The 25641-nt window shown below is 64.9% G+C and carries 28 protein-coding genes and 1 pseudogene; 7 read left to right on the forward strand and 22 right to left on the reverse strand.

All coding sequences use genetic code 11. From position 1 onward, the window contains the following. The 11 genes and pseudogenes from RGD00_RS20395 to RGD00_RS20445 all read right to left on the reverse strand — a co-directional run. A pseudogene (locus RGD00_RS20395) lies at positions 1–836 on the reverse strand (AAA family ATPase); the annotation flags it as partial. Continuing rightward, positions 833–1600, reverse strand: coding sequence for a hypothetical protein (locus RGD00_RS20400; RefSeq protein ID WP_133395147.1), 768 nt, complete (start codon positions 1598–1600; stop codon positions 833–835). The pseudogene RGD00_RS20395 and the gene RGD00_RS20400, both read right to left, overlap by 4 nt. Continuing rightward, entirely contained in the window at positions 1600–2028 is a 429-nt protein-coding gene (locus tag RGD00_RS20405; protein WP_133395148.1) for a DUF6511 domain-containing protein, read from the reverse strand. Before RGD00_RS20405 ends, RGD00_RS20400 begins: the two co-directional genes overlap by 1 nt. Then, positions 2025–3713: a DEAD/DEAH box helicase gene (locus tag RGD00_RS20410; RefSeq protein ID WP_310459094.1), complete on the reverse strand. Its 1689-nt coding sequence runs from the start codon at positions 3711–3713 to the stop codon at positions 2025–2027. Before RGD00_RS20410 ends, RGD00_RS20405 begins: the two co-directional genes overlap by 4 nt. Positions 3714–3727: 14 nt before the next feature. Further along, positions 3728–4357 carry a hypothetical protein gene (locus tag RGD00_RS20415; protein ID WP_310459095.1) on the reverse strand — a complete coding sequence of 210 codons (630 nt, stop codon included), beginning with the start codon at positions 4355–4357 and terminating at the stop codon, positions 3728–3730. Positions 4358–4376: 19 nt separating this feature from the next. Continuing rightward, the gene (locus tag RGD00_RS20420; protein ID WP_310459096.1) at positions 4377–5255 is read right to left on the reverse strand and encodes an ATP-binding protein; all 879 of its coding nucleotides are present in this window, start codon (positions 5253–5255) and stop codon (positions 4377–4379) included. Then, positions 5252–5734 (reverse strand): hypothetical protein, encoded by a 483-nt coding sequence (locus tag RGD00_RS20425; RefSeq protein ID WP_133395152.1) that lies wholly within the window; start codon positions 5732–5734, stop codon positions 5252–5254. Before RGD00_RS20425 ends, RGD00_RS20420 begins: the two co-directional genes overlap by 4 nt. Next, on the reverse strand, positions 5724–6494 hold the full coding sequence (locus tag RGD00_RS20430) for a hypothetical protein (RefSeq protein ID WP_133395153.1): 771 nt from the start codon (positions 6492–6494) through the stop codon (positions 5724–5726). Before RGD00_RS20430 ends, RGD00_RS20425 begins: the two co-directional genes overlap by 11 nt. Next, the gene (locus tag RGD00_RS20435; protein ID WP_310459097.1) at positions 6491–7024 is read right to left on the reverse strand and encodes a hypothetical protein; all 534 of its coding nucleotides are present in this window, start codon (positions 7022–7024) and stop codon (positions 6491–6493) included. Before RGD00_RS20435 ends, RGD00_RS20430 begins: the two co-directional genes overlap by 4 nt. After that, positions 7024–7377 carry a hypothetical protein gene (locus RGD00_RS20440; protein WP_206076949.1) on the reverse strand — a complete coding sequence of 118 codons (354 nt, stop codon included), beginning with the start codon at positions 7375–7377 and terminating at the stop codon, positions 7024–7026. Before RGD00_RS20440 ends, RGD00_RS20435 begins: the two co-directional genes overlap by 1 nt. Before the next feature lie 22 nt (positions 7378–7399). After that, on the reverse strand, positions 7400–7993 hold the full coding sequence (locus RGD00_RS20445; protein ID WP_310459098.1) for a hypothetical protein: 594 nt from the start codon (positions 7991–7993) through the stop codon (positions 7400–7402). Positions 7994–8363: 370 nt separating this feature from the next. Here RGD00_RS20445 and RGD00_RS20450 point away from each other — a divergent pair, with 370 nt between their 5' ends. Further along, positions 8364–9020 (forward strand): HNH endonuclease, encoded by a 657-nt coding sequence (locus tag RGD00_RS20450; RefSeq protein ID WP_165455664.1) that lies wholly within the window; start codon positions 8364–8366, stop codon positions 9018–9020. An 81-nt stretch (positions 9021–9101) separates the two neighbouring features. Here the strand turns inward: RGD00_RS20450 and RGD00_RS20455 are convergent, their stop codons facing one another. Both RGD00_RS20455 and RGD00_RS20460 read right to left on the reverse strand, forming a co-directional pair. After that, complete coding sequence (locus RGD00_RS20455) at positions 9102–10052, reverse strand: hypothetical protein (protein ID WP_310459099.1); 951 nt, start codon at positions 10050–10052, stop codon at positions 9102–9104. Beyond that, complete coding sequence (locus RGD00_RS20460) at positions 10012–11253, reverse strand: type 1 periplasmic-binding domain-containing protein (RefSeq protein WP_310459100.1); 1242 nt, start codon at positions 11251–11253, stop codon at positions 10012–10014. Before RGD00_RS20460 ends, RGD00_RS20455 begins: the two co-directional genes overlap by 41 nt. A gap of 337 nt (positions 11254–11590) precedes the next feature. Between RGD00_RS20460 and RGD00_RS20465 the strand changes: the two genes are divergently transcribed. The 4 genes from RGD00_RS20465 to RGD00_RS20480 all read left to right on the forward strand — a co-directional run bounded on the left by RGD00_RS20465 (position 11591) and on the right by RGD00_RS20480 (position 15007). Further along, positions 11591–12046 carry a DUF2924 domain-containing protein gene (locus RGD00_RS20465; RefSeq protein WP_310459101.1) on the forward strand — a complete coding sequence of 152 codons (456 nt, stop codon included), beginning with the start codon at positions 11591–11593 and terminating at the stop codon, positions 12044–12046. Beyond that, complete coding sequence (locus RGD00_RS20470) at positions 12043–13368, forward strand: recombinase family protein (RefSeq protein WP_310459102.1); 1326 nt, start codon at positions 12043–12045, stop codon at positions 13366–13368. The genes RGD00_RS20465 and RGD00_RS20470 overlap by 4 nt, the downstream gene beginning before the upstream one ends. After that, positions 13365–13739, forward strand: a complete 375-nt coding sequence (locus RGD00_RS20475) for a hypothetical protein (RefSeq protein WP_310459103.1) — start codon at positions 13365–13367, stop codon at positions 13737–13739. The genes RGD00_RS20470 and RGD00_RS20475 overlap by 4 nt, the downstream gene beginning before the upstream one ends. A gap of 158 nt (positions 13740–13897) precedes the next feature. Continuing rightward, a complete protein-coding gene (locus RGD00_RS20480) occupies positions 13898–15007 on the forward strand; it encodes a DNA methyltransferase (RefSeq protein WP_310459104.1) in 1110 nt (369 codons plus the stop codon). Here the strand turns inward: RGD00_RS20480 and RGD00_RS20485 are convergent. Both RGD00_RS20485 and RGD00_RS20490 read right to left on the reverse strand, forming a co-directional pair. Next, positions 14973–16022, reverse strand: coding sequence for a hypothetical protein (locus RGD00_RS20485; RefSeq protein ID WP_310459105.1), 1050 nt, complete (start codon positions 16020–16022; stop codon positions 14973–14975). The genes RGD00_RS20480 and RGD00_RS20485 overlap by 35 nt on opposite strands. A 63-nt stretch (positions 16023–16085) precedes the next feature. Continuing rightward, a complete protein-coding gene (locus RGD00_RS20490; RefSeq protein ID WP_310459106.1) occupies positions 16086–16313 on the reverse strand; it encodes a hypothetical protein in 228 nt (75 codons plus the stop codon). 264 nt (positions 16314–16577) lie between these two features. Between RGD00_RS20490 and RGD00_RS20495 the strand changes: the two genes are divergently transcribed. Further along, positions 16578–16874, forward strand: coding sequence for a hypothetical protein (locus RGD00_RS20495; RefSeq protein ID WP_310459107.1), 297 nt, complete (start codon positions 16578–16580; stop codon positions 16872–16874). Positions 16875–17431: 557 nt separating this feature from the next. Here the strand turns inward: RGD00_RS20495 and RGD00_RS20500 are convergent. Then, positions 17432–17854, reverse strand: a complete 423-nt coding sequence (locus tag RGD00_RS20500; protein ID WP_310459115.1) for an SDR family NAD(P)-dependent oxidoreductase — start codon at positions 17852–17854, stop codon at positions 17432–17434. On the opposite strand from RGD00_RS20500, the gene RGD00_RS20505 reads away from it, so the two are divergent. Further along, positions 17756–18511: a helix-turn-helix transcriptional regulator gene (locus tag RGD00_RS20505; protein ID WP_310459113.1), complete on the forward strand. Its 756-nt coding sequence runs from the start codon at positions 17756–17758 to the stop codon at positions 18509–18511. The two genes, RGD00_RS20500 and RGD00_RS20505, sit on opposite strands and share 99 nt — an antisense overlap. 57 nt (positions 18512–18568) lie before the next feature. On the opposite strand, the gene RGD00_RS20510 is transcribed toward RGD00_RS20505, so the two are convergent. From RGD00_RS20510 to RGD00_RS20535, 6 genes are all read right to left on the reverse strand, one after another. After that, positions 18569–18961, reverse strand: a complete 393-nt coding sequence (locus RGD00_RS20510) for an MAPEG family protein (protein ID WP_310459108.1) — start codon at positions 18959–18961, stop codon at positions 18569–18571. Positions 18962–18981: 20 nt separating this feature from the next. Further along, complete coding sequence (locus RGD00_RS20515) at positions 18982–19764, reverse strand: ArsR/SmtB family transcription factor (protein WP_310459109.1); 783 nt, start codon at positions 19762–19764, stop codon at positions 18982–18984. Positions 19765–20012: 248 nt separating this feature from the next. Further along, positions 20013–20513 carry an acetone carboxylase subunit gamma gene (locus tag RGD00_RS20520; RefSeq protein WP_310459110.1) on the reverse strand — a complete coding sequence of 167 codons (501 nt, stop codon included), beginning with the start codon at positions 20511–20513 and terminating at the stop codon, positions 20013–20015. An 81-nt stretch (positions 20514–20594) separates the two neighbouring features. Further along, positions 20595–22910 carry a hydantoinase B/oxoprolinase family protein gene (locus RGD00_RS20525; RefSeq protein WP_310459111.1) on the reverse strand — a complete coding sequence of 772 codons (2316 nt, stop codon included), beginning with the start codon at positions 22908–22910 and terminating at the stop codon, positions 20595–20597. 23 nt (positions 22911–22933) lie between these two features. Then, positions 22934–25081, reverse strand: coding sequence for a hydantoinase/oxoprolinase family protein (locus RGD00_RS20530; protein ID WP_310459114.1), 2148 nt, complete (start codon positions 25079–25081; stop codon positions 22934–22936). Between the two features lie 138 nt (positions 25082–25219). Next, positions 25220–25579: a helix-turn-helix domain-containing protein gene (locus RGD00_RS20535; RefSeq protein WP_486663420.1), complete on the reverse strand. Its 360-nt coding sequence runs from the start codon at positions 25577–25579 to the stop codon at positions 25220–25222. Positions 25580–25641: the final 62 nt, after the last annotated feature.

Here is a 25641-nt window from a genome sequence, read left to right on the forward strand (position 1 = left end):
ACGCCTTCGAACCGCGTCCAGGCGTCCTGGCCGCCCTCGCGGACCGGTGTGGTAAGGGCTGCGTCCACGCAGGGTTTCTCGCGCGGCTCGGCGGTCGCCATGCCGACGCCGGGCATGGGCGGCATCTCGCCCGCGCGCTCGAGCATGTCGGCCAGATCGAACTCGAGATCGCTGCCTTCACGGATCAGGACGAGCCGTTCCTGGCCGCCCTTGTGATAGACCGTGCCGGGGACGCGGATCGGCTGATGCGCCGAGCGGAAATGCAAGTCGCCGCCCACTTTCAGCGCGATCTCGCCGCGCAGCTGGCAGAGCCGGTCGAGATCAAGGCCCTCCGCGGGCTCGGTCAGCTTCCACCAGACATGGAGCTTCGTCGCCCCCTCCGGCGTCCGCCCGCCGCTCTCGACGATCAGGGTCGGCCTGCCGAGATGGAGGACGAGGTGATCGAGCTTGGCCGGGATGTCGCCCGCGTCCAGATCGACGACGACGCTCTGCATCTGCAGGACATCGGCGGCACGCGCCTGTCCGGTTTCCGCGACCGTACCGGGAATGACATAGACCGCCGCTCCCTCGCGCGCGCCCCAGGCGGCGAAGGTGGCGAGTTTGTCGGGCGCCGCGCCGTTCGCGTCGATCCAGATGTTGTGAGGCCGACCGTCCTTGCCCTGACCCTTGTCCACGAAGCCACGGACAGGGATCAGTCCCTCGGAATAGCCAAAGACCACGTCGACGAAGCGCGCGATCTGCGCGGGATCCGGTTCCACGGCGAAGGGATCGGGCAGCGGTGCCGCGTCGTTGAAATCCCGCCATGGATTGAAGTGGATGATCTTGTCGTCGCTCATGCTGCCAACCCCCAGCACCGTTCGGCATGGGCGCAGAACCGGCATTCGAAGAAGTCGCGGCTGGCGGCGATGCGGGGCAGCAGCTCGCCCGCGTCGGTGGCCTGCAGGATCCGCACCGCGCGGTCGGACATGCGCTGCGCCAGATCTGCATCGAAGGCGACCTGCTCGTGATGCAGTTCGGCCGTGTCCTTGTTGATCGCCGTGAACAGTGCCGGGGCCGAGGAAATGCCCGGCACCGAGGGCTCCATGTAGGCCTGATAAATCGCGATCTGTGCGGCATAGACGGGCTTGGAGACGGCGACCCCGTCCTTGACGCAGGCCCGCCAGTTCTTCGCGTTCATCGTCTTGCATTCCCAGAGCGCCGGGGTGCGAAGACCGAGCGCGGCCGGGGCGCCGGCGATGATCCCGTCGACATGGCCGCGGATGCGACCGCCCGCGACGGAAAAACCGAACTGCTCTCCATCAGGCCGGTTTCCCTTGCGGGTGTAGAGGTCGAGCCCCGCCGCCCGCAGCCAGCGGATCGCCAGATCCTCGAGCTGGTGACCGATCTCGAAGATCCGCAGAGTCTGCCCGCCGAAGTCCGAGCCCTCGTCCTTGGGCGCGCCTGCGAACTCGAACTGCAACGCGCGTTCGCAGGCATGTCCCAGACGGGACGCGCCGAGATAGGTCCGGGGCGGCGTGGCCTCCCGCTCGGCGATCAGCGCGGCGTCGACCAGCGCGTTGATCCGCTCGGTCATGGAGGGGCGCGGGTTGAAATCCAGCATCAGAAAGGGATCTCCGCCTCGGCGGCGATCTCCGCCATCTCGGCGCGGAACGCCTCGACGGTCAGGACGATCAGCCGGTGCATGTCGTTCTGGGTCAGCTGGCCCAGCGGGCGGTCCCAGCCGATCCGCTCCATCTCGGGCGCAAGCGCGCGCATCACGGCCGGCAGCGCCTGAGTTTCCTCTTCGGTGAAATCGACCATGCTCAGTCCTCTTTTCGCTTTGCGGGTGAAGGCCGCCTGGCAGCCCATGGAGCAGAACCAGCGGCGGTTGCGGGTTGGGCGCGGTCGGTGCGGATCGAACCAGCCGAAGCCGCGCGCGCGGGATGTGCAGACGGCGCAGAGCACCGGCCGCAGATGCCAGAGGCGATCACGGCCCGGTCGATCCGCAGCCGCTGCGGACGGGGGTGCGATTTGCGCGACATGGCTCACGCGGCCCTCCCGATGTCCGGGCTGGCGCGGCCCACAAGTTGGCGAATCTCGCGCTTGTTGAAGCCGAAGGTCATCAGAGCGGAGGCGCGGTACCGCGTCAGGCCGAAGTCATGGCGGCATTCGGGTGGCAGATACTGGAGCTGCTTCTCGGTGGCGGCCTGTGTCAGCCATCCCTTCGACTTGAATGCGCTCTCATCGGTCTCGTGGGTGTTCAGCCAGTCATCCGCCTGCGCCAGGCAGACCGGGCGTTCGCCCACCCCCAGCAAACGCGGCGTCTGGCCCTTGCCGCCGCCAACAGCGTGCCAGCGACCATCGAGGAAAAAGATGCCACCCCAGGCACTGAACCCGTTGGCCATCAGCGCCGCATCGTCGCCGAAGAGATCGACCCACGCGAAGCTGGACCGCTTCAGCAGGTCGATCTCGGTCATCATGAAGCCCGACAGCGGCGCGGCGGCCCCGCCTTCTCCCGCATCCAGATCCTCGCGCGGGAACGCCTCGCCGCAGAGCGGGCATTCGGTGGCGGCCAGCGGGATCTCCGCCTCGCAGGCAGGACAGGTCTTGGTCGGCGCCTCGCCGGTTTCGGTCTTGCCGTCCAGATCGACATCCTGTTCCAGCGTGCCGTGGAGCAGGCTCGAGGTGCCGAAATCCAGCACGACGCAGTCGGTCTTGACGATGCCGGGGTGTTCCTCGGGATCGACGGTGCGCAGGCCGCGCCCGACCATCTGGATCATCGTGGACTTGTAGGAGCTGGGGCGCAGCAGCACGACGCAGGAGGTGGGCGGGTGGTCCCATCCCTCGGTCAGCACCGCCACGTTGACCACGACGCGGATGCCGCCCGCCGCGTAGTCGGCGAGGATCGCCTTGCGCGTCTCGGCCGCAAGATCGCCGTGGATCAGCGCGGCGGAAACGCCCGCCTCCCTGAAGGCGTCGGTGACGTGTTCGGCGTGCGCGACGGTGGAGCAGAACACCACGGTCTGCCGGTCGCCCGCCTTTTCCTTCCAGTGGCGGATCACCTCGTCGGTGACGGGGGCGCGGTCCATGATGCCCGCCACCTCCGCCATGTCGAAATCCGACATGGTCTTGCGGACCGAGCGCAGCTCGTCCTGCACGCCCACGTCGATGACGAAGGTGCGCGGCGGCACCAGGTGGCCCGAGGCGATCAGTTCGCCCAGCCGCACCTGATCGGCGACATTGTCGAAAACCTCGCGCAGACCCTTCTTGTCGCCCCGGTTCGGCGTCGCCGTGACCCCGAAGATGCGGGCATCGGGATTGGCCGCGCGTACCCGGTCGATGATGCGACGGTAGCTGTCGGCGACGGCATGGTGCGCCTCGTCTACGACCAGCAAGTCGAGGCGCGGCATGTCCGCGAGGTTAGGGGCCCGCGCCAGCGTCGGCACCATGGCGAAGGCGACCTGGCCACCCCAGGACTTCTCCGTGGCGTCGATCACCGATGTGGCGATGCCCGGCACCACGCGCTGGAACTTGGCGCGGTTCTGCGCCGTCAACTCGTCGCGATGGGCCAGCACGCAGGCCTTCGCGCCGTCGCCGATCATCTCGCCGGTGACCGCCGAGAGCATGATGGTCTTGCCCGCGCCGGTGGGCGCCACGCCCAGCGTGTTGCCGCGGGAAGCGAGCGCAGCCACGCTGCGCTCGACGAAGGTCTTCTGGCGGGGGCGCAGACGCATGGCCGGTCTCCCCCTTACTGCGCCCAGCTCGGCCGACCGGCGGCGCCGGGGGCGGACGCGGGCTGGCTGGGCTGATGTGCCGCTGCCGCAGGGGTGGGCTGCTGCGGGGCATGTCCGGCTGCACTCTGTCCGCCGAACTGCAGCGCCGCCGTCCCCATGACCTGCGGGTAATCGCGATGATCCGGCGTGACCGCGCTGCGGATCTCGTTCTTGTCGTCGCCGCTGGCGTCGGTGCCGATGTCGATGCGGGCGATGAACTCGATCCCGTCGAGATCGGCGAAGCCGTTGATGCGCCGCGCCGCCTGCGCCTCGGCCGACATGTCCTTGTCGGAAATCCCGCGGGCCGAGTTCAGCATTCCGCGCACGAGGCTGCGGCCCATGTTGGCCCAGTCGGGCCCCTTCGGGCTGTAGAGCCCGATCAGGGTGAAGATCTTGCGCCGGGCGTACTGGCCCTCGGTCACGGTGAATTCGCCGTTCAGATAGACAGCCCCGGTCGAGCCGCGCGTGGCATAGCCGCCGGTCCAGCCCTGCGAGGCATCATCGAAACCGCCGGGGCGGATGGTCAGGCGCACCTTGGCCAGCGTGCCCTTGGGGATCAGGTTGGTGTTGCTTTGCGCGTCGTTGAAATCGTTCCAGGAACCCATGGGGAACCTCCTTTTCTGATCAGGATTGCGGTTGGGATGGGGCGTCAGCCGCCGGGTCGGCGGGTGGCGGGGTGTAGGTCAGGCGCTTGGGCGCTGGCGCGACGGGGGCGCGGATCTTTGTCATCAGGCGGCCGAGGTGAGGCTCCTCGACCTGATCCAGCCGGCCGGAGCGGTCCTTGGCCGGAAAGCCCCAGGGGTTGATCGTCTGGCAGACGAAGGCGCGATAGGGATCGCCATCGGCCTTCAGCTCCGCCATGGTGATCACCTCGTCGACGATCCCCGGCAGCTCCAACCCGGTCTTCGAGCCGTCGATCTGCGGCTGGAACACCTTGCGATTGAAGTCGTCGAGCTTTTCGTCGAGGATCCCGACGAACCAGACGTTCTTCGCCCGCGTGTGCTGGAGATGGGTGAGCCAGCCGATCATCTCGCGGCCGTGCAGCCCGTAGGCCCCGCGCACGTCCGGCTTGCCGGTCTTCTCCGACAGCGCCTCGGGCTGGCCCTTGCACCAGCCGAAGCACAGGCGCCCCGCCACGGTGATCGAATCCACGAAGATCGTGTCGTAGCGGTCAAGCGCGGCCGGATCGCCGAAGCGGTCGCAGACCGCCTTGTAGTGCGCGGGGCTGTAGGGCTGCTCGTCGCGCAGCGCCGGGTTCGGGCCACCGATGAACACTGCGAAATCCCGGCATTCCGTCCAGGTTCGCGGCCGGATGCTGTCGCCCGCCCAGCCCTCAATTGCGAGATCGCCCGCCTCGAGATCCATGAACAGGGTCGTCGATGCGTTCAGGGTCCAGAGCAGCGAGGTCTTCCCGATGCCGGATTTGCCGAAGATGCAGCCCTTGATCCCACGCGGCTCGGCCAGCCGCTGGTCGGCGCTGATGATCGGAAGGCCGCCGGTCATGCCAGCACCTCCTGACGCGCCTGCGCTGCATCCGGGTCGTTGCTGGTCACGGCCGCGAAGAGCGCATCGAGACGATCCGCCTCGTCGAGGCATTCCTTGCCCTTGCGGCGCATGAAACGCCGCGCGTCATCGAGCAGCTCGGGCTCGGCGATGAGGTGCGGGATGGCGACGTATTCCGCGGCGGACTCGACAAAGTAGGACTTCGAGCGCAGATCCTTCACCAGCGGCGCGAAGGACTCGCACACGTCCGCGAAATCGGCCTGGCCCACAGCATCGTCCTGCGTGCGCAGGATCCGCTTCACCTCGGTGATGATGCCGGTCCGCAGCATCCGCAGCGCACCTTCCTGCCGCGCCTGGCTGCAGGTCAGCGGGAAGGCATCCTCCATCATGTCATCGGCGATTTTCGGGGCGTTGTTGCCAAGCTGCGAGGCAACCTCCCAGACACGTTCGGCAAATGCCGCCGACTGGCTATCGAGCATCGAACCACTCCTTGATTGTCGTGAAAGCTGCAGACCCCTCGGCGATGGCCGTGGCATCGAGGTCGTGAAACGGGGTGTCCCTGGCCTCACGCATGCCCTTGCGGGCAAGGGCGAGGTTCTCGTCCGAGGCCCATTCGGCAAAGGCGCGGAACGTGCCGGTGACATGCCGCCACGCTGCCTGCTCGGGCGTCGGCGGGACGTAGAGGGGATTTCGCCGGCTGGCGGACCGCTGCGGGCGGAGCCCGCGCATTGCGGCGTCCACCACCATCTTGCGCAGGGCCGCGCGTGTCGGTTCCTCACCGCGTTCGAGGCGGTCATCGAGGGCGCGACGAACGACGCCGGGGTCAGCGGCTTCGGCGTCTCTGATCTGACGGGCCTCGTGGATCTCGTCGCGGCGCAAGCCGAGGTCGGCGGCGGTAGCAGGTGCGTTGTCATCTCCAACGCAGGTCCGCGAGCGCCCCATGACCTCGCCCCGCGCCTGCGCGGCATCGTATTCGTCGGCCAGCCGACGCTTGGCGCGGGCCTCGATCTCGAGCGCGTGGGCCTGCGCGCGATGCGCTGCCGCGACGAGATCGTCATGGGCGCTCTTGGCGCGCTGCAGCCGGGCGGCGCGTTTCGCCACGTCGTAGGCCAGCCCGGCGACCTCGCGCGCCTCGAGCACCTCGGCGGCGGTCTTCGCGCCTGAGAGCATGCTGGCCGCGCGGTCGATCAGGCTGGGCAGATCCTGAGATTGGGTCGATATCGGGGCGAGCGCCGTCATTGATCGCCCCCCTGCGGGACGATCTCGATCTTCAGCGTGCCGGGACGGACGGTGCGCGCGGGCTCGAAACCGGCACGGATCGCATCGGGCCAGGCGGCGTATTTGCGCTCGGGCACCTTGAACGCGATGTCGACATACTGCGCGGGATCGTCCCCGGCGGCGGTGATGCGCTCGACCATGGCGGCGAGGCGATCCTGATCCCAATCGACCCGTTTCGGCAGATCGGCGACCACGGTGAAATCGCCGTCGTCGAAGCGGATCGTGCCCGTGTCCTTGCCCGCAGCCTGCCGCTCCTCGGCGGCGCGGGTGGCGTAGCGGACGGTCAGCGCACCATCGAGGCGGGCCTTCGCGGCCTTGGTCCGCGCCATGCGCTCGTCGATCTCGCGCTGCAGGATGGCCAACAACTCGACGGGCAACTGCGCGATGTCCTGCAGGCCGAGGCCGGGCAGGTCGTCGACGGTGGGGGTGTTCGCGGGGAACGGCATGTAAGGGTCTCCATGATCGGCAAAAATGGATTGGAAGGCGGTCATCACGCGGCCTCCTGCTCAGCCAGCAGGAGCGCGGACAGCGAGACGGCTGCGGCCTTCGGTTTGGGGCGGGCGACGGCGATGTAGGCGAACTGGTCGGGGCCCGTGCGCTCCTGCACCAGGTGCACGAGGCCCTGTTCGGCGGCCCAGAAGGCGCGCGACCCGAGCCGTGCCAGTTCCGCGCGCTGCTGATCCGGCAACCGGGCGAACATCGGGAAGATGTCGAGAACCAGAAAGCCGCGATGGTACTCGAGCCGGTCGCCCGGCACGGCCTGCGCCACCCAGGCGCAGAACTCGATCTCGGTGAGCGCTCGGCGGGCGCGGACCGTGATGAAGGGGGTGGTGCCCATGAACATGATCTCCTCCTTTCGCCTCTACTCAGGCCGCCGCGAGATCGTCCCAGGCGGGACCGAGACCGTGGGCGGTGAGGACGTGACGGAGATCGGCGAGGCGGCGGTAGAGCGCGGACCGGCTCCCGAAACCCTCGGCCGCGAGCGCGGTGACGGGGCGATGCGCCAGCGCCGCGCAGAAGCGGCGATCCTCGGCCGGCAGCCGCGCGAGGGCGGCCTGCAGAGCGTGGTGAAGTTCGGTGACGGCCGCCGCGCAACATGTCTGACCGTGCCAGGCGGCAAGCCCGTCGTCCTCGGTCAGCGTGTCCCCGACCGGCTCGCGGGTTCCGGCCAGGGGCACTTCGAGCGAGAGGAGCGACCCACCCTGCGCACGGCGCTGGCGGTGATGGCGCATCGCGATCCGCGAGGACTGGTTGCGCAGGACGATGTTGGCGAAGGCGCCGATGTTGCCGCGCGCGGGGTCGTAGGCGGGCAAGCGGCGCAGCAGATCGACCAGGAGGTCCTGCCCCAGATCCCCGCGCTCGCAGACCGGCAGGCACAGCTTGCGCCGCAGCCGTTGCGCCGCCGCATCGGCCTCGCGGATGATGGTTTCAATGTCGTCGGGGGAAAGTTCGATCTGCATCGCGGTGCGCCTCGGTCATCGTTTCTGATGAGCCCAAGGTGCCGGATGTTGTCGGCGCGCAGGTGGGAACGGGGTGGGAATGAGGTGGGGGTTTGGTGGGTCGCGCCATTTCCGGTCGTCGGGTGAGAATAGAAGGGCCGACGCGGACCGCTTAGCGGCCACTAAAAGCCATAAAGCGCAAAACCACGCATGGATAACGCGCTCATTACATCTGCTGTCGATGGTGGATCACCGCGGTGAATACTGTACTTCGACCGCGTGAAGCTGATGATTGCGCGACTTGAGAGTGCCGGGATAAGTTCCATGAACATTTATAGCGACAGAGGCGTGCTCGACGATGGCAGACCTAATTTTTGACCGGAAGCACGCCATGGAAGCGATCCGCTTGGCAAAAACCAACGGGCAGGAATGGCTATATGAAAGCTATCCCAAGCCAAACGGACAGAAGCGCCGGTCGAGCACGGGTTTTCTGATGCACGAAGGCGCGGCCTACCCGGTAAAACCGCTGGGACGTCTGGCAAACGAGATTGCCGGCAACCCAATGACCGCTAATCCCATCACGAATGTTTTCAGGAAATACTTCGAGAAGTTGGGGTTCCAGTTGATCGACAGCCCCGAGGACGAGGCGGAAAACGCGACTGAGCGACAGCGCCGCCTCGCCGAAGTTTGGGAGCGCCCGGGCCAAGCTCGGTTTCGCCGCGCCGTCTTTGAGATGTTCGGCGCGCGCTGTGTTGTGACAGGATGCGAGACGCTGATGGCGTTGGAAGCCGCACACGTTCTGCCTGTGTCCAGCGGCGGCGGCGATGAAGGATGGAATGGCATTCCTCTTCGCGCCGACTTGCACAGGCTCTTCGACGCTGGCGCCATCATGATCGATCCTACCTCGTGGAAACTCTCGGTGGCTGATGCCGTGCGTGAGGAATACGGCCAGTATCACGGTCTGGATCTCGAGCCGGTCATCGCCGAGATCGATGGAGCAGCGGAGCTGGCGGCGGCATTGCGGAAGCGAATGGCAATGATCGGCTAAATGCGAGCTGGACCGACCGGGCTCCAGCTGACGAAAGCGGACTCAAGGAAGGAAGCGCGCGAGACGCTGCTGGTTACCTTTTCAACCGTCGACCACGATGTCTGATGCATGGACGCTGAGCCGGTAGCCCCGGTTGCGCACCGTTTCGATCAGGGCCTTGCTCTCGCCATCGGTGAACCCGGCAGCCTTGAAGGCATCCCGCAGCTCCCGGATCAGATCCTTGGCTTCGCGCGCCGTGGTGCCTTCGACATGAGACCCGGAGGCGACCTGATCGCGCGACAGCGCCTTCTCGAGCAGGCGTTCGAACACGGGGAAAATCTGACGCGACAGGATGACGGAACGACCGTCCCAATGAACCTCGGCCGCCGCCCTCCGAACACGAAGCACGGGCGCCAGCGGGATCGGCGCCAGAGCCGCGATGTCGATTGTGCCGCCGAGGCCATTTGTGGCGGGCGTCAGCACCTCGAGGATTTCGACGAGATGAAAGCCCGCATCCTGGTGTCGCCGGGCAATCTCCGCTGGCAACTGCGGCGCGAGGATCGTGACGTCCGGGCCCTGCGCCGCTTGGCGCAACGATGCTATGATGCCGTCGCCGGTCAGGGCTGCGGGCTCCAGCGCAAGAAACACTGCGCGCCCCGATGGCGTATCGCCGAGCCGCCAGACCTTCTCCGCGGCGCGTTTCGGGGCTGCAGCGAACCCTGCTGCGGCGCCGATCACGGATGCCAGCCCATCAGCGCCGATGCGGAACACGCGCACATCATCTTCGGTGAGTTCGATGTCCTGTCGATGATCGAACGGGCACTCAGCCCGAAACGCATCGCCGATTTTCCGGATCGGCCGACAGGGGAGCCCGCATTCGCAGGCATCGCAGACCTCCCAATCGGCGAGCGGCGCCTGTTCGATGAGGACACGTTTCGCCAGCAGCCGATCGCAGACCGGACCGAAGAAGGGCGCGGCAAGCTCGCCGGGCAGGATCGCGTCGTCGCCAGCCTCACTCAGCCGCGTCAACAACCTCAAAATCGTCTCGGTCATTCATCAGCCCGTTCCGCTCGATCAGCTTCATCACCCGCGCCTCATGCTGGGTGCGGCGAAACTGCACGACGCCTGGGGGCCGCAGCTTGACCGTGACCTGCGGCTGGCGCTTGCCGTCGCCCTTGAACAGGATCCGAAACACAAGCTCGCCCAGCCGCCAGGCGCCGCCGAACGAGACCGGCGTGCTGCCAAAATGCTGGAGCGCATCACCGCCGAGGTCCCGCGACCGCAGCGTGCGCACCACGCGGGGATACCCTTTCTTTCCGGGCGCCATCAGGTCGGCCGCCGCCTCGATGATCAGAACCTTGTCGATCAGCGGATCGTAGGCGGCATCGAAGGCGAATCCCGGTCCGGCCAGTTCGACCGGGCGCAGGGTATAGAGCTCCTGCGCATCGTCGCCGTCGAAGAAGCCGGGCCTGTCGAGGATGATCGAGGCGAAGAGTTCCGCTATCTCGGGCTGATGCGCCTTCCGGATGCGGGCCAGCCGCAGCATGCCCGTGTTCTCGGAGTATCGCAGCACCGCGTGGGAAATCTGGCGCACGCTGATCACCCGTTCGACCTGTCCCTCGACGACCGGCATGGTCGAAACCATGGAGCCGTGGCTGACCACGAGGTTGATCTCGTCATCGTCGTCGTAGTCGCCCACCCGGCAGTAGTCCCCGAGAAAGGCGTCACGGAAGAGCGCGGCGACGGCCGTCCGGAACGCCTCGACCTTATCCTCCGTCAGATCGATCGCGACGCCCCGTTCCCGTCCGGCATATTCATGCAGGCGGTCGGCAGTGAGCATTGCCATGTGGTCGGCGGCCGCGTCGAACAGGTCAGGATGCTCCAGAAACACCCGGACGGCGATGTGCTTGGGATCATGCGCCTTGTTCGGCGAGTCCTCGTCGCCGGTCTTCATGTCGGGGAACAGATCGACGCCTTGACGGGCGGCCTGCGCCTGGATGATCTCGAGGCCGCGGGCATCGCCAAGTTCCGCGATGCGGTGCAGATCGCCGCGCAGCCCCTCGGGATAGCTGTCCTCGGCGCCGGTCAGCAGTTTCTCCAGCGCCTCGCGGGCGGCATCCTCCTCTTGGTCCAGATGGTCGACCGAGAAGCCCTTGTACTTGCCCTCGTGCCGCGCCAGCAGCGGCTTCATCAGGGCGAGATCAATGGTCTTGATGAACCGGGGGTTCACGAACTTCTTCAAATTGCCGGCCACGACGAATCCCCTTTCCTGCAAGACAAGTGTTCCTGTTACGTTCTTTTGATCGATTCTTCAACCTGTGCGGGATCGGCTGGGACGCTTTCCGACATCGACGAGTAGAGGCCAGAGGAGACGACCGCTCCGAGGCCCGCATGAAACGCCCGAACCCACTCCCTCCCGACCAGATGACCGCCGCCGAGCGCCGCGCCGAGCTGTGCGGCCTGCTTGCGCTCGGGCTGGTTCGGTTGCAGATGCGGGATGGAGGCGAAGTATCTGACGATACTGGAGAACGTTGCCTACACTATCCGGCCGACCAATGCCGTCATGCAACTCCAACTCGCCGGAGAAATGCATGAACAAGCCCGATCCCATCCCCGCGCGCCTCGCCGCGCTCAAGACCACGCCGACGCCTGACCTGAAAAAGCAGTGGCGCGATCTGTTCGACTGCGAACCGCCACCCTTCAATCGCCGCTACCTTGAATCACGACTGGCCTATCGCATCCAGGAACTGGCCTATGGCGGGCTGAAGCCGGAGACGATCCGGCGGCTGGAACGGCTCGGCGAGGAACTGGACGGCGGCGACAGGAAGAAGCGCGGCATGCGCGCCGATCGCGACCGCCCGATCACCGGCACACGGCTGCTGCGAGAATGGCAGGGTGTCGAGCAGGTCGTCACCGTCACCACCGACGGCTTCGAGTGGCAAGGTCGGCCGTACAAGTCGCTGTCGGCCATCGCCCGCGCGATCACCGGCACCCGCTGGAACGGCTGGGTGTTCTTTGGGCTCAAGAATCACCGGGGTCGTACATGACCAAGCCGCCCGAGAAATCGAAGGTCGTCCGCAAGCTGCGCTGCGCCGTCTACACCCGGAAATCCTCCGAGGAAGGACTGGAGCAGGAGTTCAACTCGCTCCACGCCCAGCGCGAGGCATGCGAAGCCTACATCGCCAGCCAGCGGTCGGAAGGGTGGGTGCTGGTCCGCGATCAGTATGACGACGGCGGCATCTCGGGCGGCACGCTGGAACGGCCCGGCCTGAAGCGGCTGCTGGAGGACATCGAGGACGGGCTGGTCGACGTGGTGGTGGTCTACAAGATCGACCGTCTCAGCCGCTCGCTCGCGGACTTCGCCAAGCTGGTCGAGGTGTTCGACCGGAACGGGGTGACCTTCGTGTCGGTCACGCAGAGCTTCAACACCACCACGTCGATGGGGCGGCTGACGCTGAACATCCTGCTGTCCTTCGCCCAGTTCGAACGCGAGGTGACGGCCGAGCGCATCCGCGATAAGGTCGCGGCGAGCCGGAAGAAGGGCATGTGGATGGGCGGGGTGCCACCCTACGGCTACCGGGTTGAGAACCGCAAGCTGCTGGTCGACGACGAGCATGCCGCGCATGTGCGCTGGATCTTCGCGCGATTCCTCGAGATAGGCTCCTGCACGGAACTGGCGCGGGAGGTCGGGAAGCGCGGCATCCGCACGCCGCGCGGCAACCGGATCGACAAGAAATTCATCTACCGGATGCTGAACAACCGCGCCTACATCGGCGAAGCGGTTCACAAGGGCGACAGCTACCCCGGCGAGCACGACGCCATCGTCGACCGCGAGATGTGGGACCGCGTCCACGCCATCCTACAGGAGAGCCCTCGGAAGCGCGCTGCCCGCACCCGCGCCGACACGCCCGCGCTGCTGAAGGGGCTGCTGTTCGGCCCCGATGGCGCGGCCTTCTCGCCGACGCACACCCGCAAGGGCGACCGGCTATACCGCTACTATGTGAGCCAGACCGTGCTGAAGCACGGCGCCGGGTCGTGCCCGGTCGGCCGCTTGCCCGCGGGCGAGATCGAGGCGGCCGTCATCGACCAGCTTCGCGCCGTGTTCCGCCAGCCCGAGATCGTGGCGGGCACGTGGAAGGCGGCGCGGGCGCACGACGGGGAGGTCACCGAGGCCGAGGCCCGCGCAGCGCTTCAGCAACTCGACCCGCTGTGGGACGAACTCTTCCCCGCCGAGCAGGCGCGTATCGTGGCGCTGCTGGTCGAGCGCGTGGACATCGGCACGGAGGGGCTCAACGTCCGGCTCCGTATGGATGGTCTCGGCGGCCTCGCGCGCGAGATGCTGGCCGGAGACATGGGAGCGGCCGCATGACCCGCGGCACGCCGATCCCCGAGACAGTGACGCTCCACGTTCCGTTTCGCATCGTGACGCGCGGCGGGCGCAAGGAAATGCAACTGCCCGATGGCGTCCGGTCAGACCGCAATGCGGACAGCACGCTGATCAAGGCGCTGGCCCGCGCCTTCCGCTGGAAGCGGATGCTCGAGTCGGGTGAGTTCGCCACCATCGCCGAACTGGCCGAGCGAGAGGGGATCGCGCCGTCCTACATGACCCGCGTCCTGCGCCTGACGCTGCTCGCGCCCGACATCGTCGAGGCCATCCTGGACGGCACGCATGGGCCGAAGGTCACGCTGGCGCGGATGCTGGAGCCGATCCCGGTAGAGTGGCAGATGCAGCAAATTTGAGAAAGGACCGCGTATACTCACCCTCTGGTGTGCCGCCGCGATTTCCTGCAAGCCACCAGAGCCGCCGGCTCGCCGGATAGCCTAGCTGGAGCGTATCAACCACAGCATGGAGCACATTTTGTGTCGCATTTACCCCCATAGTCTGCCAGTAGTAGCGCATGACTGACTCACTCGATCCCGCACCCGAATCTCCGGTCGAAGAAACGACCCGCCCCCGCAGCACCCCGACGTCTACCGTCGGGAGGGGTAAGGCGATCAAGCGTGCTGATCTGCCTGAGGCAGATCAGTGGTCCGACGGCCAGACAACGGTCATGTTCGGAGATAGCCTCGATCACTACGCTGCCTGGGATGCGCCCGATTGCATCGTGTCAGACGGGGCCTATGGGGTTCTGGGTTTTGAGGGCGATACATCTGATCATACCGGTATGCCCGAATGGTATGAGCCGCATATCGCGGAGTGGTCGGCCCGAGCCAAGGGCAGCACCATGCTCTGGTTCTGGAACTCAGAGATTGGCTGGGCGACAGTTCACCCTGTTCTCGAGAAACACGGCTGGCGCTACGTGAACGCCAACATCTGGGACAAGGGGATCGGCCACATTGCTGGAAACGTAAACACTAAGAAGATAAGGCGCTTTCCCGTCGTCTCTGAGGTCTGCGTTCAATACATTCGCGAGCCCCGTGTGAACGGTCGCCATATCAAGTTCTGGTTGCTCGAGGAATGGAAGCGCACCGGCCTTCCGGTTCGCGAGTCGAACAAAGCTTGTGGGGTCGCCGACGCCGCAACGCGGAAGTATCTCGACCAAGGGCATCTCTGGTATTGGATGCCGTCCGAGAAATTCCAGATGCTGGTCGACTACGCCAACACGCACGGCAACCCTGAAGGTCGTCCCTACTTCTCGCAAGATGGCCTGCGGCCAATGACATCCGCCGACTGGGAAGAGACCCGCTCACACTTCGAGTGCCCTCACGGCATGACGAACGTGTGGAGCCGCCCTGCACTGCGTGGATCGGAGCGCATCAAAACGAACGGCTCATCTGGCCGGGCAGTCCATCTGAACCAGAAGCCGCTCGACCTCATGACCAAGACCATCGGGGCGACCACTCGGCCCGCGGAGGTAGTGTGGGAACCGTTCGGCGGCCTATTCTCTGCTTCAGTGGCTGCACGAAGACTGGGACGGAGGTCGTTCTCCGGAGAGATCGATCCAACCTATTTCCATTACGGTCTGGAACGGATCATTCAAGAAGCTGGTCAGCGTCCTCTTCTTTAATGTTAAGCTTTTCTTCGAGTATCTTTGCGACGTGCTCATCAGCACGCCGCACTTCTTTTTCTGCGGCCTTGATCTGACGAGCCGCAACCTCGAGCGCGTTCTGGTCCTGCTTCTCTTCAGCAGTTTCCTGCGCCTTGATCGCTTTTCGAAGTTTCGCTTCGGCTTTGGCGCTCGACCGGAAAAGGTTCGCCCACTGCGCGATAGTCATTCCCTGGCTCTTGAGCTTCAGCACACGGCTCTTGAACTCTTCAAGGCCTGGATGAACGATGCGATCCATCTTCGCGTAATTCGTGTCCAGACGGTAGTTCGCGATGGACATCAACTCACGTAATCTCTCTTGGTACTCGTGAGTGGGTTGATATTTTCGACCATCAGGCCCCCACGACGCGATTAGTTCATTTGCCCGTCGCAACTGATCCTCGGTCGGATCTTGAATACGGTAGCCATTCGTATTCGTCTGCTGGAGATTGCTGGTCCGATTTTCCGTGTTCTCGGGCTCGCGGACCAGGTAATGTGGTGGATTGTGGTAGTGGTTATCCCTTGCCTCAGCCACTGACCGGCCGGAAACGATCACGACGTCAATGATCTGCGGCTTCCCATAGAGGATCTTCTCTGGAAGCCACGCCAGCATGCAGACGTCCGTATTGTTGTCCGTGAAGTGGTTCTGGCTGTCTTTGAAACGGGCAGTAATTTCGGTCGATAGCGGGAACCATGCCTTGATCTCGAAGCCTGGCTGTGGAGTTACTCCGTCGAAAACGGCATCCGGGAACCCCGGGTCCTGACGAAGCCATGTCCCTTGGCCTGCGAACTCTTCCTGATCGTCGAGGTATTCGACCACGTTGAACTCGATCAGATTGCCGAGGATCGGCGATAGCTTCGAGATGATCTTCGAGAGATTGACCGCCGCTTCAGGTGATACCGGGGGCTCGACTGTCAAGACGTCGAACCTGTGCCCGGACAATTCCTTCAGGTGATCGCCTGCGATCCGTAGAACTTCTTTTGTATCAAGACTCATTCGTCACTGCCCGAGATGATTTTTTTGCGGAAGCTATACACTCGGTGTAGCCGGGTCGAGTCTTCATATAATCTCGCCTCCTCGATCGTGGCTGAGAGAGGCGGGGCAGCACCATCGTTCTGCCGGTGACCTGCTTTCTGAGTCGTCCGTCCAGAACACGAGCGTGCCCTTGCGGCCCCAGCGCCATTCCTGGCCTGCGCGGAGGGTCGGCTTGCCCAGAAGCTCCACCGCCAGCTCCGCCACGCGGGCGCGCAGCTCGGCATCGAAGGCCCGCCAGTCCCGCCCGCTCATCGCCGCCCCCGCCGGACGGGCGCACGCTCTGCAGCCGACGCGAGGACGGCTGCGGCATGATGCAGGAGGGGACGGAGACAGGCGGACACGGGGGCTGGAGAACCGAATGAGGGGCGTTGTTGCCCCCGGTTCTGCCGCCCTTCGGGCCACCCTCGCGACGTCGGAACCGGTCCGCCCGGCCGCAGGCCATCGCCGGAAAAGGGTGACCCCTTCCAGTAACATGCTGAAATAAAATCAGATCATGGGTGGACCCCAAGAGGCACAATGGCCGTATTGGAGCGTTCCGGGTGGCCCTACCCGATCAGTGGGGTGACCCCTCATCCGCGCGAACAGGGTGAAGGGTTCACCCCGTCATCGGGGGGGCCAGCGTTCGGGGCGCGCATCTGCAACAGGCGTATCGAGGGCAAGGGTATCGACAGGGAACGCGGCGGCTGTGACCATCACCCCGCTGCTTCGCCGACGTGTAAATTGTTCGATTTCGGTTCCTTCTCGAAGCGCGCCCCTGAAATCGAATTGTTTAACAGGCAAGGGATTAACCTCTGCAATTTCAATTTGTTATGAAGAATTCACCAAATCCGCGCAGTCATGAGGTCCGGAGAATATCGGCCCTGAGAGACCGATTCCGGGCATCCTCACGCCCAGGCCGGTGCTCAGCCCCTCCCGCATAACCCCCGAATACAACGAGAAAATCCGGCCGGAGCCGGATGGGGAGAACGCTTTCGCGAGGGCAAGTGGCGGAGCGGGTGGGACCGGGATTCAACCTTCTCCGCTGTCTGTCAGCCCTGGACTGCTATCATGGTACCGCCCTCCTACAGATCGACCCGTCCGCCTTGTCCTTAGGCCTGATGGTGGGCGCTTCGGGTACTTTGGACTCGGGTTCCGGCGTCGTCACGCTCAGGTCGCGCGTCCCAAACGGAGCCCTCACGCGCGACGGCAGCAGGCGACCCTGACCGAGATAGACGGCGTGAAAGGATTCCGTCTCTCCCGTCTGAGATCGCCGAGCACCGGATCGAGGCGTCCGGCGGCGATGTTCTCGCGCATGGTAAACGCGGCGATGCGTGAAAAGGAAGAGAGGCACGGCAACGGCCTCCCTTCCGGATGTGCCTGCCGCAGGCTGGTCAATCCTTCAAATCGGCGCCGGTGAGGCGAACGCTTTCCGCCCACAAGGCCTCGGCCAGCTCGGGGTCGGCGGCATAGGGGCGTACGCCGAAGCGGCCTTCGGTCTCGATCGGCGCGATATCGCAGTCCTCGCAATAGACGCCGCCAATGCCTTCAAGCTCGGGCGCCGTCGCGCACCATACGGTGGTGGCCGCGCCTTGCGCGAAATTCTTCTTGTCGTTGGCGGGGTCGATCAGCGGCGTGCCGTCCGGGTTGAGTGCGCCATAGGCCTCCAGTTCCTCGCGGCTGGCATGCTTGGCCAGATTGCCGAGGATCGAGCCGGGATGGAGGTCCAGGGACGCCGCTGGCTTTTGCGAGAGGGGGATTGCTTCCTTGTCGCGCCGGGGCTTGCCTTCGTGCTTGGCTCTGACCTCACATCCCACCCGCGCCCGGCTGACGAGGTCTTTGCCGGATGCGGGGACATGCCCTTTGCCCGGCTCGATGCCGGCGCGGGGCTGGACATGGTCTGTCTTGGGGGACGCATGGACCTGCCGCCGAGTGCCGGATTGCTGATCGAGGTATTGCCGCCGGTCTCGGTGATTGCGGCAGACAATCCGGCAGCGGCGCGGATCGGCTGGCTTTTGGACCGGCTCGAAGCCGAGCAGCGCGAGGGAAGGCCGGGTGCTGCGGCAATGTCGGCGCAGATCATGCAGATGGTCTTCATCGAGTTGATCCGCAGCGTTCCTGAGACAGACGGTTCCGGCTGGCTGGCGGCGCTTTCCGATCCACGCATCGGCGCCGCGCTGCGCGCGATGCACCGCGAACCCGGGCGCAACTGGCAGCTGGAGGATCTGGCCGGGATCAGTCACTTGTCCCGATCCCGTTTCGCGGCCCGCTTCCGCGCGTCCGTCGGTCGAAGTCCGATCGAGTATCTGACCAACCTGCGCATGATGCTCGCCCGCAAGGCCCTGGCCCGGCCGGGAGCGTCGGTTTCGACAGTTGCGGCAGAGCTGGGCTATGCATCGGAAAGCGCCTTCAGCTTTGCCTTTCGCCGGGTGACGGGAACCACACCCCGCCAGGCCGCGCGCGAAGCGGCGTGAACGAACCGCGGTTGCGCGGTCAGGCCATTGGGTGGCGGTCCCGCGCGCTTGCGGGGCTCATCGCAGGGTCAGCATTGCCGATGCAATGGCGATCACCGTCCAGGTTACCATCATGGCTGGCGCCCTCAGCGCGTACTGCTGCAGCGAGCCTTCCGGCGCGACCATGCCGACCGGATGGACGAGACGCGCGATCAGCAGCGCGACGAGCAGCGATCGAATGATCCAGTCCGCCGCGCCTGCGGCCTCGTTCAGCCCGATCAGAAGCAGCGCCAGCGGGACGTATTCGGCGAAGTTGGCCTGTATCCTGATCCGGCGCTGAAGCGGAACCTTGCCGCCGTCACCGTGATGGACCTTGAACTGCGCCCTGCCCATCGAGACCCAGATCGACAGGGCGACAAACAGAATGCCGAGCAGCCCGGCATGGAATGCGGTGATGGCGGGAAACGTCATCTCACTGTCCTCTGTGTCGGTCAGGCGGCTGCGGAAGCCGGCGGCACCAGAAGCGGCTCGCCGGTCTCGATCAGCGTCTTGAGCCGCGACAGGGCTTCCGGCCAGCCGCCGCTGACCTGTCGGCTCGTCGCCGTCTCGCCGCCGAAATCGTCATGGGTCAGGACCAGCTTGCAGACATTCTCGCCAACCGGCTGCACCTCCCAGGTGACGCGCGAGGGCTGGTCCGCGGCAACCTCCTCGGACCAGCGGGCGCTAAAGGTATGGACGAGCTTACTGGGAGGGTCGACCTCGACAAGCTCGCCGACGATCACCGGCTGGTCGCCGACGAGAAAGGTGATGGCGCCGCCCGCACGCCAGTCGGTCCGGCAAGCCATGTTGGACTTCTGCCAGAGCGGCGTTCTTGCATCGTCGGTCAGCACCTCCCAGACCGCCTGGGGAGGGGCCTTGATATAGAGCTCATAGACATGGATCGGCGCGGTTGCGGACATGGCGGGTAGGCTCCCTTCGAGTTGACGTTGAACATCGCTCATCGAGCGCACGAGCGGCGCGGCATAGCGGGAGATCCAGCGGTCGCTGACCTGCTGGATCGGGACGGGATTGAGATAGTGGAACTTCTCCCGGCCGATCTTTCGCGTGACGACGAGATGGGCATCCTCGAGCACCTTGAGATGTTTCATGACGCCGAAGCGGGTCACGGGAAGCGTGGCTTCCAGTTCGCTCAGCGTCTGCCCGTCCCGCTGGCGCAGGGCGTCGAGCAGCTTGCGGCGGTGCGGGTTTCCAAGGGCATCGAAGATCGCATCCATGTCGAAACAATACGTGCCGTCAGGGTAACGTGTCAATATGGTCACGTGTTGCCCGAGCCCAGAGCCAACGAAGGGGCGCATCATCCAGCCATGCTTGTGCGAGCCTGTGTTCGAACCGCCGGTCTTGCCTGCGGACACCACACGTTCAGGCCGGGCAAGCATTTATAGAGGCCATACCGAAGCAGTGAGGCGGCCGAGTTTCCGACCGCCTTCACCGGTTTCCGTGCTATGCCTACAAAGATGGTTCCTCAGGCGCGCTCCGGTACGGGCAGCCCAAGCCAGTCCTTGTAGAAGGTCTCGATATCCGGCTCGAAATCGTGGATCACCGGATACCAGGGGGTCGGGGCCTCCACATCCAGCAGATCGCCCGAGATCGGGCAGAAATATTCGCGGATCACCTGCCAGTCGGGCGAGGGCGCCATCAGCCGGGGATAGAGTTCTTCCATCTGCGCGGCGGTGTTGCGCACCCGGATCCGGGCATGCAGCTTCCAGTTCTGATCCCATTCGCAGAAATCAAAACCGGCCTGGCTGCGGATCATCCATTTCTTGTCGCTTTGACGCTGGACGATATAGAGCTTCGGCCCCAGCGGCAGGATGATCGGATCGTCCCAGTCTACCTGCTCTTGCAGGATCTCGATATAGATCTGGAACCGCTCTTTGTCCTTGGGCGTCGAGAGCATGGTCTGCAGCGTGTCACGGTCGATCTTGCCGTCCACCAGGTCTTTGATCTTGGATTTGGTATAGGCCATCATGTCCTCCCTTGGATTGGCCTTGAATTTGGGGCTGCGCCCGGAGGGAATTGGGCGCAACCGGGGTGCGTCATCCGGGGATCATTCCTCGACGAACTGGACGGTTTTCACGTCCGGCAGTTCGGAAATATCCATCGAATATTCGCGCCCGTAAGAGGGGATCGGTAGATCCGCTTCCATCAGTTTCCAGTCGTCGGGCAGGTTCCAGAAGCTGCGGAACTGCTGCTCGAACCGGGGGCCGAGCTTGAAGGAGGCGGCATACATCTGCTGGACATGCACGCCGGCCTCCTTGGCCAGGATGCGCTGGCGTTCACCCGCCATCCATTCCTGCGTCGGCACCGATTCTTCGAGCCGCGCCTTGCGGATCGCCCGGCGTTTGGCCTCAGTCGCCGCGACATCGACGCCCTTCATGCCCTCGCCCGCATCGGCCAGGATCACGCCGTAGACGCTTTCGGCAAAGCGGGGCAGCAGATAGCCGCCGTTCACGTCATCGGCCACCTTCTGCGGCTCGCGATCCAGCGGATCGCCAAAGCCCGGACCGCCCCGCATGTAGTTGAGGTAGAGGTCGTAGTCCTTGAACATGGCCTCGGTGGTGATCGCCTGCTTGTCGCGCTTGATGCGGGCATCGGGCAGCAGACCGTCATAGACCGGGTTCTGCGGATCGGTGTCGCCGCCATGCGGAATGGCGCCGCCCTCGGCGATGATTTCCTTCAGACGGGTATCATGCGCCTCGAAGCGGTAGCCCGAGGCCGCCGGATACCCGCCCATCAGACCCCAGTCCGAGCTGATATGGCCGTTGCCCATGAAGAACATCGTCCAGTCCTTGGCGTTCCAGACCATGCGCAGCGACTCGAACCCGCAGCCGCCGCGGTATTTGCCCGCGCCGCCCGAGGATGCCTTGATCTGGCGACCCAGATAGACCAGCGGCTCGGCCAGTTCCCAGATCTCCATATCGCCCATGTCACCTTCGGGGTTCCAGACAGCGGCGGCATGGCTGATCCCGTCGGCATGGGCCGAGGCGCCCACCCCGTTCGCCGCGCATTCGAACGAGTTCACGGCGTGGATTTCGTCATACTGGTTGAAGCCGCCGCCCTGCAGCCAGTTCGAGGTGTTGGCGTTGCCGGCGTTCACCTCTTCCAGATAGCCGCGACCGAAATAGGCGCGGGAAAGGCCGCGCCACAGCGCCGTCCAGCTCGACACCAAGAAGTGCCAGGAATAGCTGAAGGCGACACGGCGGTCGTCGGGGTTCATCCAGGTGCCCTTGGGCAGCCGGAACTCGGTGCCATAGGCGGCGCCGTCGTTGATCATCTCGGTCGGGATCAGGCTTTGCGTCATCATCACCCAGATGCCCGAGGTGAAGCTGACCTGGTGGGCGTTGTAGGTGTGCCAGCCCCAGCGGGAGGATCCCTCGAAGTCGAGCCGCCAGGTGCCGTCGCCGCGGATGGTGATCTCGGACGGCGTATGCATGATCGTGTCGACCTTGGCGAAATCGGACGGCACGCGGACGTCCTCATGCGCGTAAGGCACATCGACGAAGCCGACCTGGCGATATTTACCGGGAATGGTCATCGCCTTGATGCGGGCCTGCAACCCGATCCGGCCGTGTTCGACCGCTTCATAGGCGAATTTCCAGTAGGCCTCGATACCTTCGTCGGCGATCACCTCCTGCACCAGATCGCGGATCATGTGGCAGCCGGCGACGCGGGTGCGTTCGTCCAGCATCCAGTAGCGGGTGGTACGCACCATGCGCTGGCTTTCGTGCAGCCAGTCGCGAAACAGCGTGTCGTTCTCGCCGATCTTGCGGCAGGTGATCGAATAGCCGTCGCCGAACCGCTGCACCTGGCCTGTGGACATCGAACCGGGGCCCACCGATCCGGTGTCGATCACATGGGTAACGCCGCCGACCCAGCCGATCAGCTCGCCTTCGTGGAAGATCGGCACGATGGTGTGGATATCGCAGGGGTGGACGTTGCCGATCAGGCTGTCGTTGTTGCAGAAGATATCCTTGTCGCGGATGCCCGGATTATCCTCCCAGCCATTCTCGATCATGTATTTGATCGCGGCACCCATGGTGCCGACATGGATGATGATGCCGGTCGAGGTCAGGATCGAATCCCCGGCGGCGTTGTAGAGCGTGAAGCACAACTCGCCTTCCTGCTCGACGATGGGCGAGGCGGCGATCTTCTTGGCGGTCTCGCGCGCGTCCACCACCCCGGCCCGCAGGCGGGAAAACAGCTTGTTGTATTTGATCGGGTCGCTGTCGCGCAGCTCCAGCCGGTCGAGGCCGGCGTAATGTTTCGTCCGCTTGGTGGCCTCCATCAGCCGGTCGCGGTGTTCCTTCAGCGTCTCCCCGCCGCGCACGATGCCGCGGGTTTCGACTTTGGCTTGCATGTTCATGACTTATCTCCTCCCTGAGACCGTCAGACTTCCTTGAGGTGGAACAGGCGGTGACCGTCGAGCCAGGTCTCGAAGCCGCGGGGCACGACGAAGGTTGTGGCGTCGGATTCGATGATGGCGGGACCGGTGATGCGGTTTCCGGGACGCAGTTTCTCCATCTGGTAAAGCTGCGCATCCACCCATTTCTTGTGCCGGTAGAATTTGCGGGTGCCGAGCTTCGCCTCTTCCGGCGGGGTCTCGCCCTGCAAATCTTCTTTCGGGATCTTGGGTTTCGGGATCGGTACCGTGCCGCGCATGATCGCGCCGGTCACCGAATAGCCGAGTTCCGGCGAGCGGGCCGAGGCGGCATAGACGCGGCTATAGGTGTCGTTGAAGGCCTCGACCAGCTTGTCCCAGTCGGCGGCGGAATGGGCCTCCATGATCGGGCTTTCGATCTCCAGATCATTGAGCTGGCCGCGATACTGCATGCGGAAGCCCGGCTGCAGCTGCACTCGGTCGGGGGTGTAGCCGTTGATCTCGAATTCTTCGAGAACACGCTCTTTCAGCTCTTCCCAGGCGGTTTGCAGGGTCTGCGCTTGGTTGGCCTTGAGATCGTCACTGGCGTCCGAGGCGATATTGATGTCGAGCGATTTGTCGTAGCGGTATTCGAAATCCGCCGCCGCGCAGCCGAAGGCGCTGAAACCCGCGGCCCAGGCCGGCACGATCACGTCCTCGAACCCCAGCCCCTCGGTATAGCCATAGGTGTGGACCGGGCCGGCGCCGCCATAGCTGAAGCAGACGAAGTTGCCCGGCGTCGAGCCCTTGCCCGAGATCATCGAGCGCAGATAGTCGCGCAGGTCGCTGTCGAGCAGTTCGATGACGCCGGCAGCGGCATCTTCGACCGACAGGCCCAGCGGATCGGCGATCTGTTCCTTCATCGCGTTCCAGGCGCGTTCGCGGTCCAGCTTAACCTGGCCGCCCAGGAAGTTGTCGGGGTTCAGATAGCCCAGGATGACGTGACAGTCCGAGATGGTGACGGTCTCGATCCCCGAGGCCTCCCAGCAGACGCCGACGCGATAGCCGGCGCTGTCCGGGCCCAGCTTGATCGCCTTGGTATAGGGGTCCAGCCGGATGAAGCTGCCCGCGCCCGCGCCGACCGAATCCATCGCGACCAGCGGCAGCGACAGCACCAGCCGCGCCATGTCGGGGTCGTTCTTGATGGTCAATTCGTTCTGGGTGATCAGCGCCACGTCGAACGAGGTGCCGCCGATGTCCGAACAGGCGATGTTGGAATAGCCCAGCACCTCGCCCAGGTATTTGGCACCGATCACGCCGCCGATGGGGCCCGAAACGATGGTGCGCGCCAGTTCCTTGGCCTTCCACGAGATGGTGCCGCCATGCGTGGCCATCACCCGGAAGTCGAATTTCGAGCCGTTCTCCTTGAAGGCCGAGGTGATCTTGCTCAGCGTCTGGCGCGACGGCTCGGCGGCATAGGCTTCCAGGATCGTGGTGTTGGTGCGATGGGTTTCCTTGCGCACCGGGTAATAGTCGGTCGAGGCAAAGACCGGGATCTTCTTGCCCGAAGCATCCACCTCTTCCTGCACGATGTCGCGCACCCGGCGTTCATGGGCCGGGTTGCGATAGCTGTGCAGCAGCGAGATGACGATGCCCTCGACATCCTGCGCGATCAACTCGCGCGCGGCCTGGCGGGCGGTGTCCTCGCGCAGCGGAATGACCACGGTCCCGGACATGTCCACCCGCTCCATCACGCCGCGCGTCAGATGGCGCGGCACCAGCGGTTCGTCGTAGTAATGGGTGTTCAGGTGGATGCGGTCCTCATAGGCAAAGCCCAGATAGGCCTGGATCGCGCGGCCCATGCGGTGGAAATCCTCCATCCCCGCATTGACGATCAGGCCGCAACGCAGGCCCTTGCGCTGCACGACCCGGTTCAGCATCGCCGTGCCGGAATAGACGCCGGTCTGGATCTCGCCCAGGGCGTCCTCCAGCGTCAGGCCCCAATGCTCCAGCCCCTCCTTGGAACTGGCGATCAGGCCGAGCGCCTCGTTCTGCGGCGTCGACTGCGCCTTGCCGACGACGAAATCGCCGTCGCTGTCCACGAAGAACGTGTCGGTCATGGTGCCGCCGGCGTCGATGCCCAGCACCTGCACTTTTCGATTGTTGGATTTGTCCAATGGCACGGTTTGCTCCTCCCATTGCGCCACCTCCCCGTGGCGTGATGACAGGATGCCTTCCCGGTCCGACCGTGTGTTGTCCGGTTTTCGGACAATGCGTCGGACATGCTGCGGACGCAATGACGCGATGCAGAAAGCCTAGTGCCGGCGACCGCGCGGCACGCCGTATTGTTCAAGCTTCAGGTAAAGGGTCGAACGCGAGATCCCTAGCCGGCGCGCGGTTTCGGTCATGTTGCCGCCGCATTGCGCCACCGCATTCAGGATCTCGGCCCGCTCGCGGTCGCGCAGCGTGTCCTCGCGCATCTTTCCGGGTCCGTGCGCGATGCCCTGCGGCAGGTCGGTCACGTCGACCAGCCGACTGAAGGACGTCGCCGACAGCGCCTCGATCATGTTGCGCAACTCGCGCAGGTTGCCCGGCCAGTCATGGGCTTGCAGCCGAAGCATGGCGGCGGGGGTAAAGCGCAGGGCGCTGCCCTTGCGGCGGAGACTGTGCCGAATTTTGTGCCTGACGCGTTGTGTTAGGCCATTGGGAAGCGGTCTTCGAACATGATGGCGAGCTG

This window comes from Ruixingdingia sedimenti, assembly GCF_031432425.1.
Taxonomy (GTDB): Bacteria; Pseudomonadota; Alphaproteobacteria; order Rhodobacterales; family Rhodobacteraceae; genus Ruixingdingia; species Ruixingdingia sedimenti.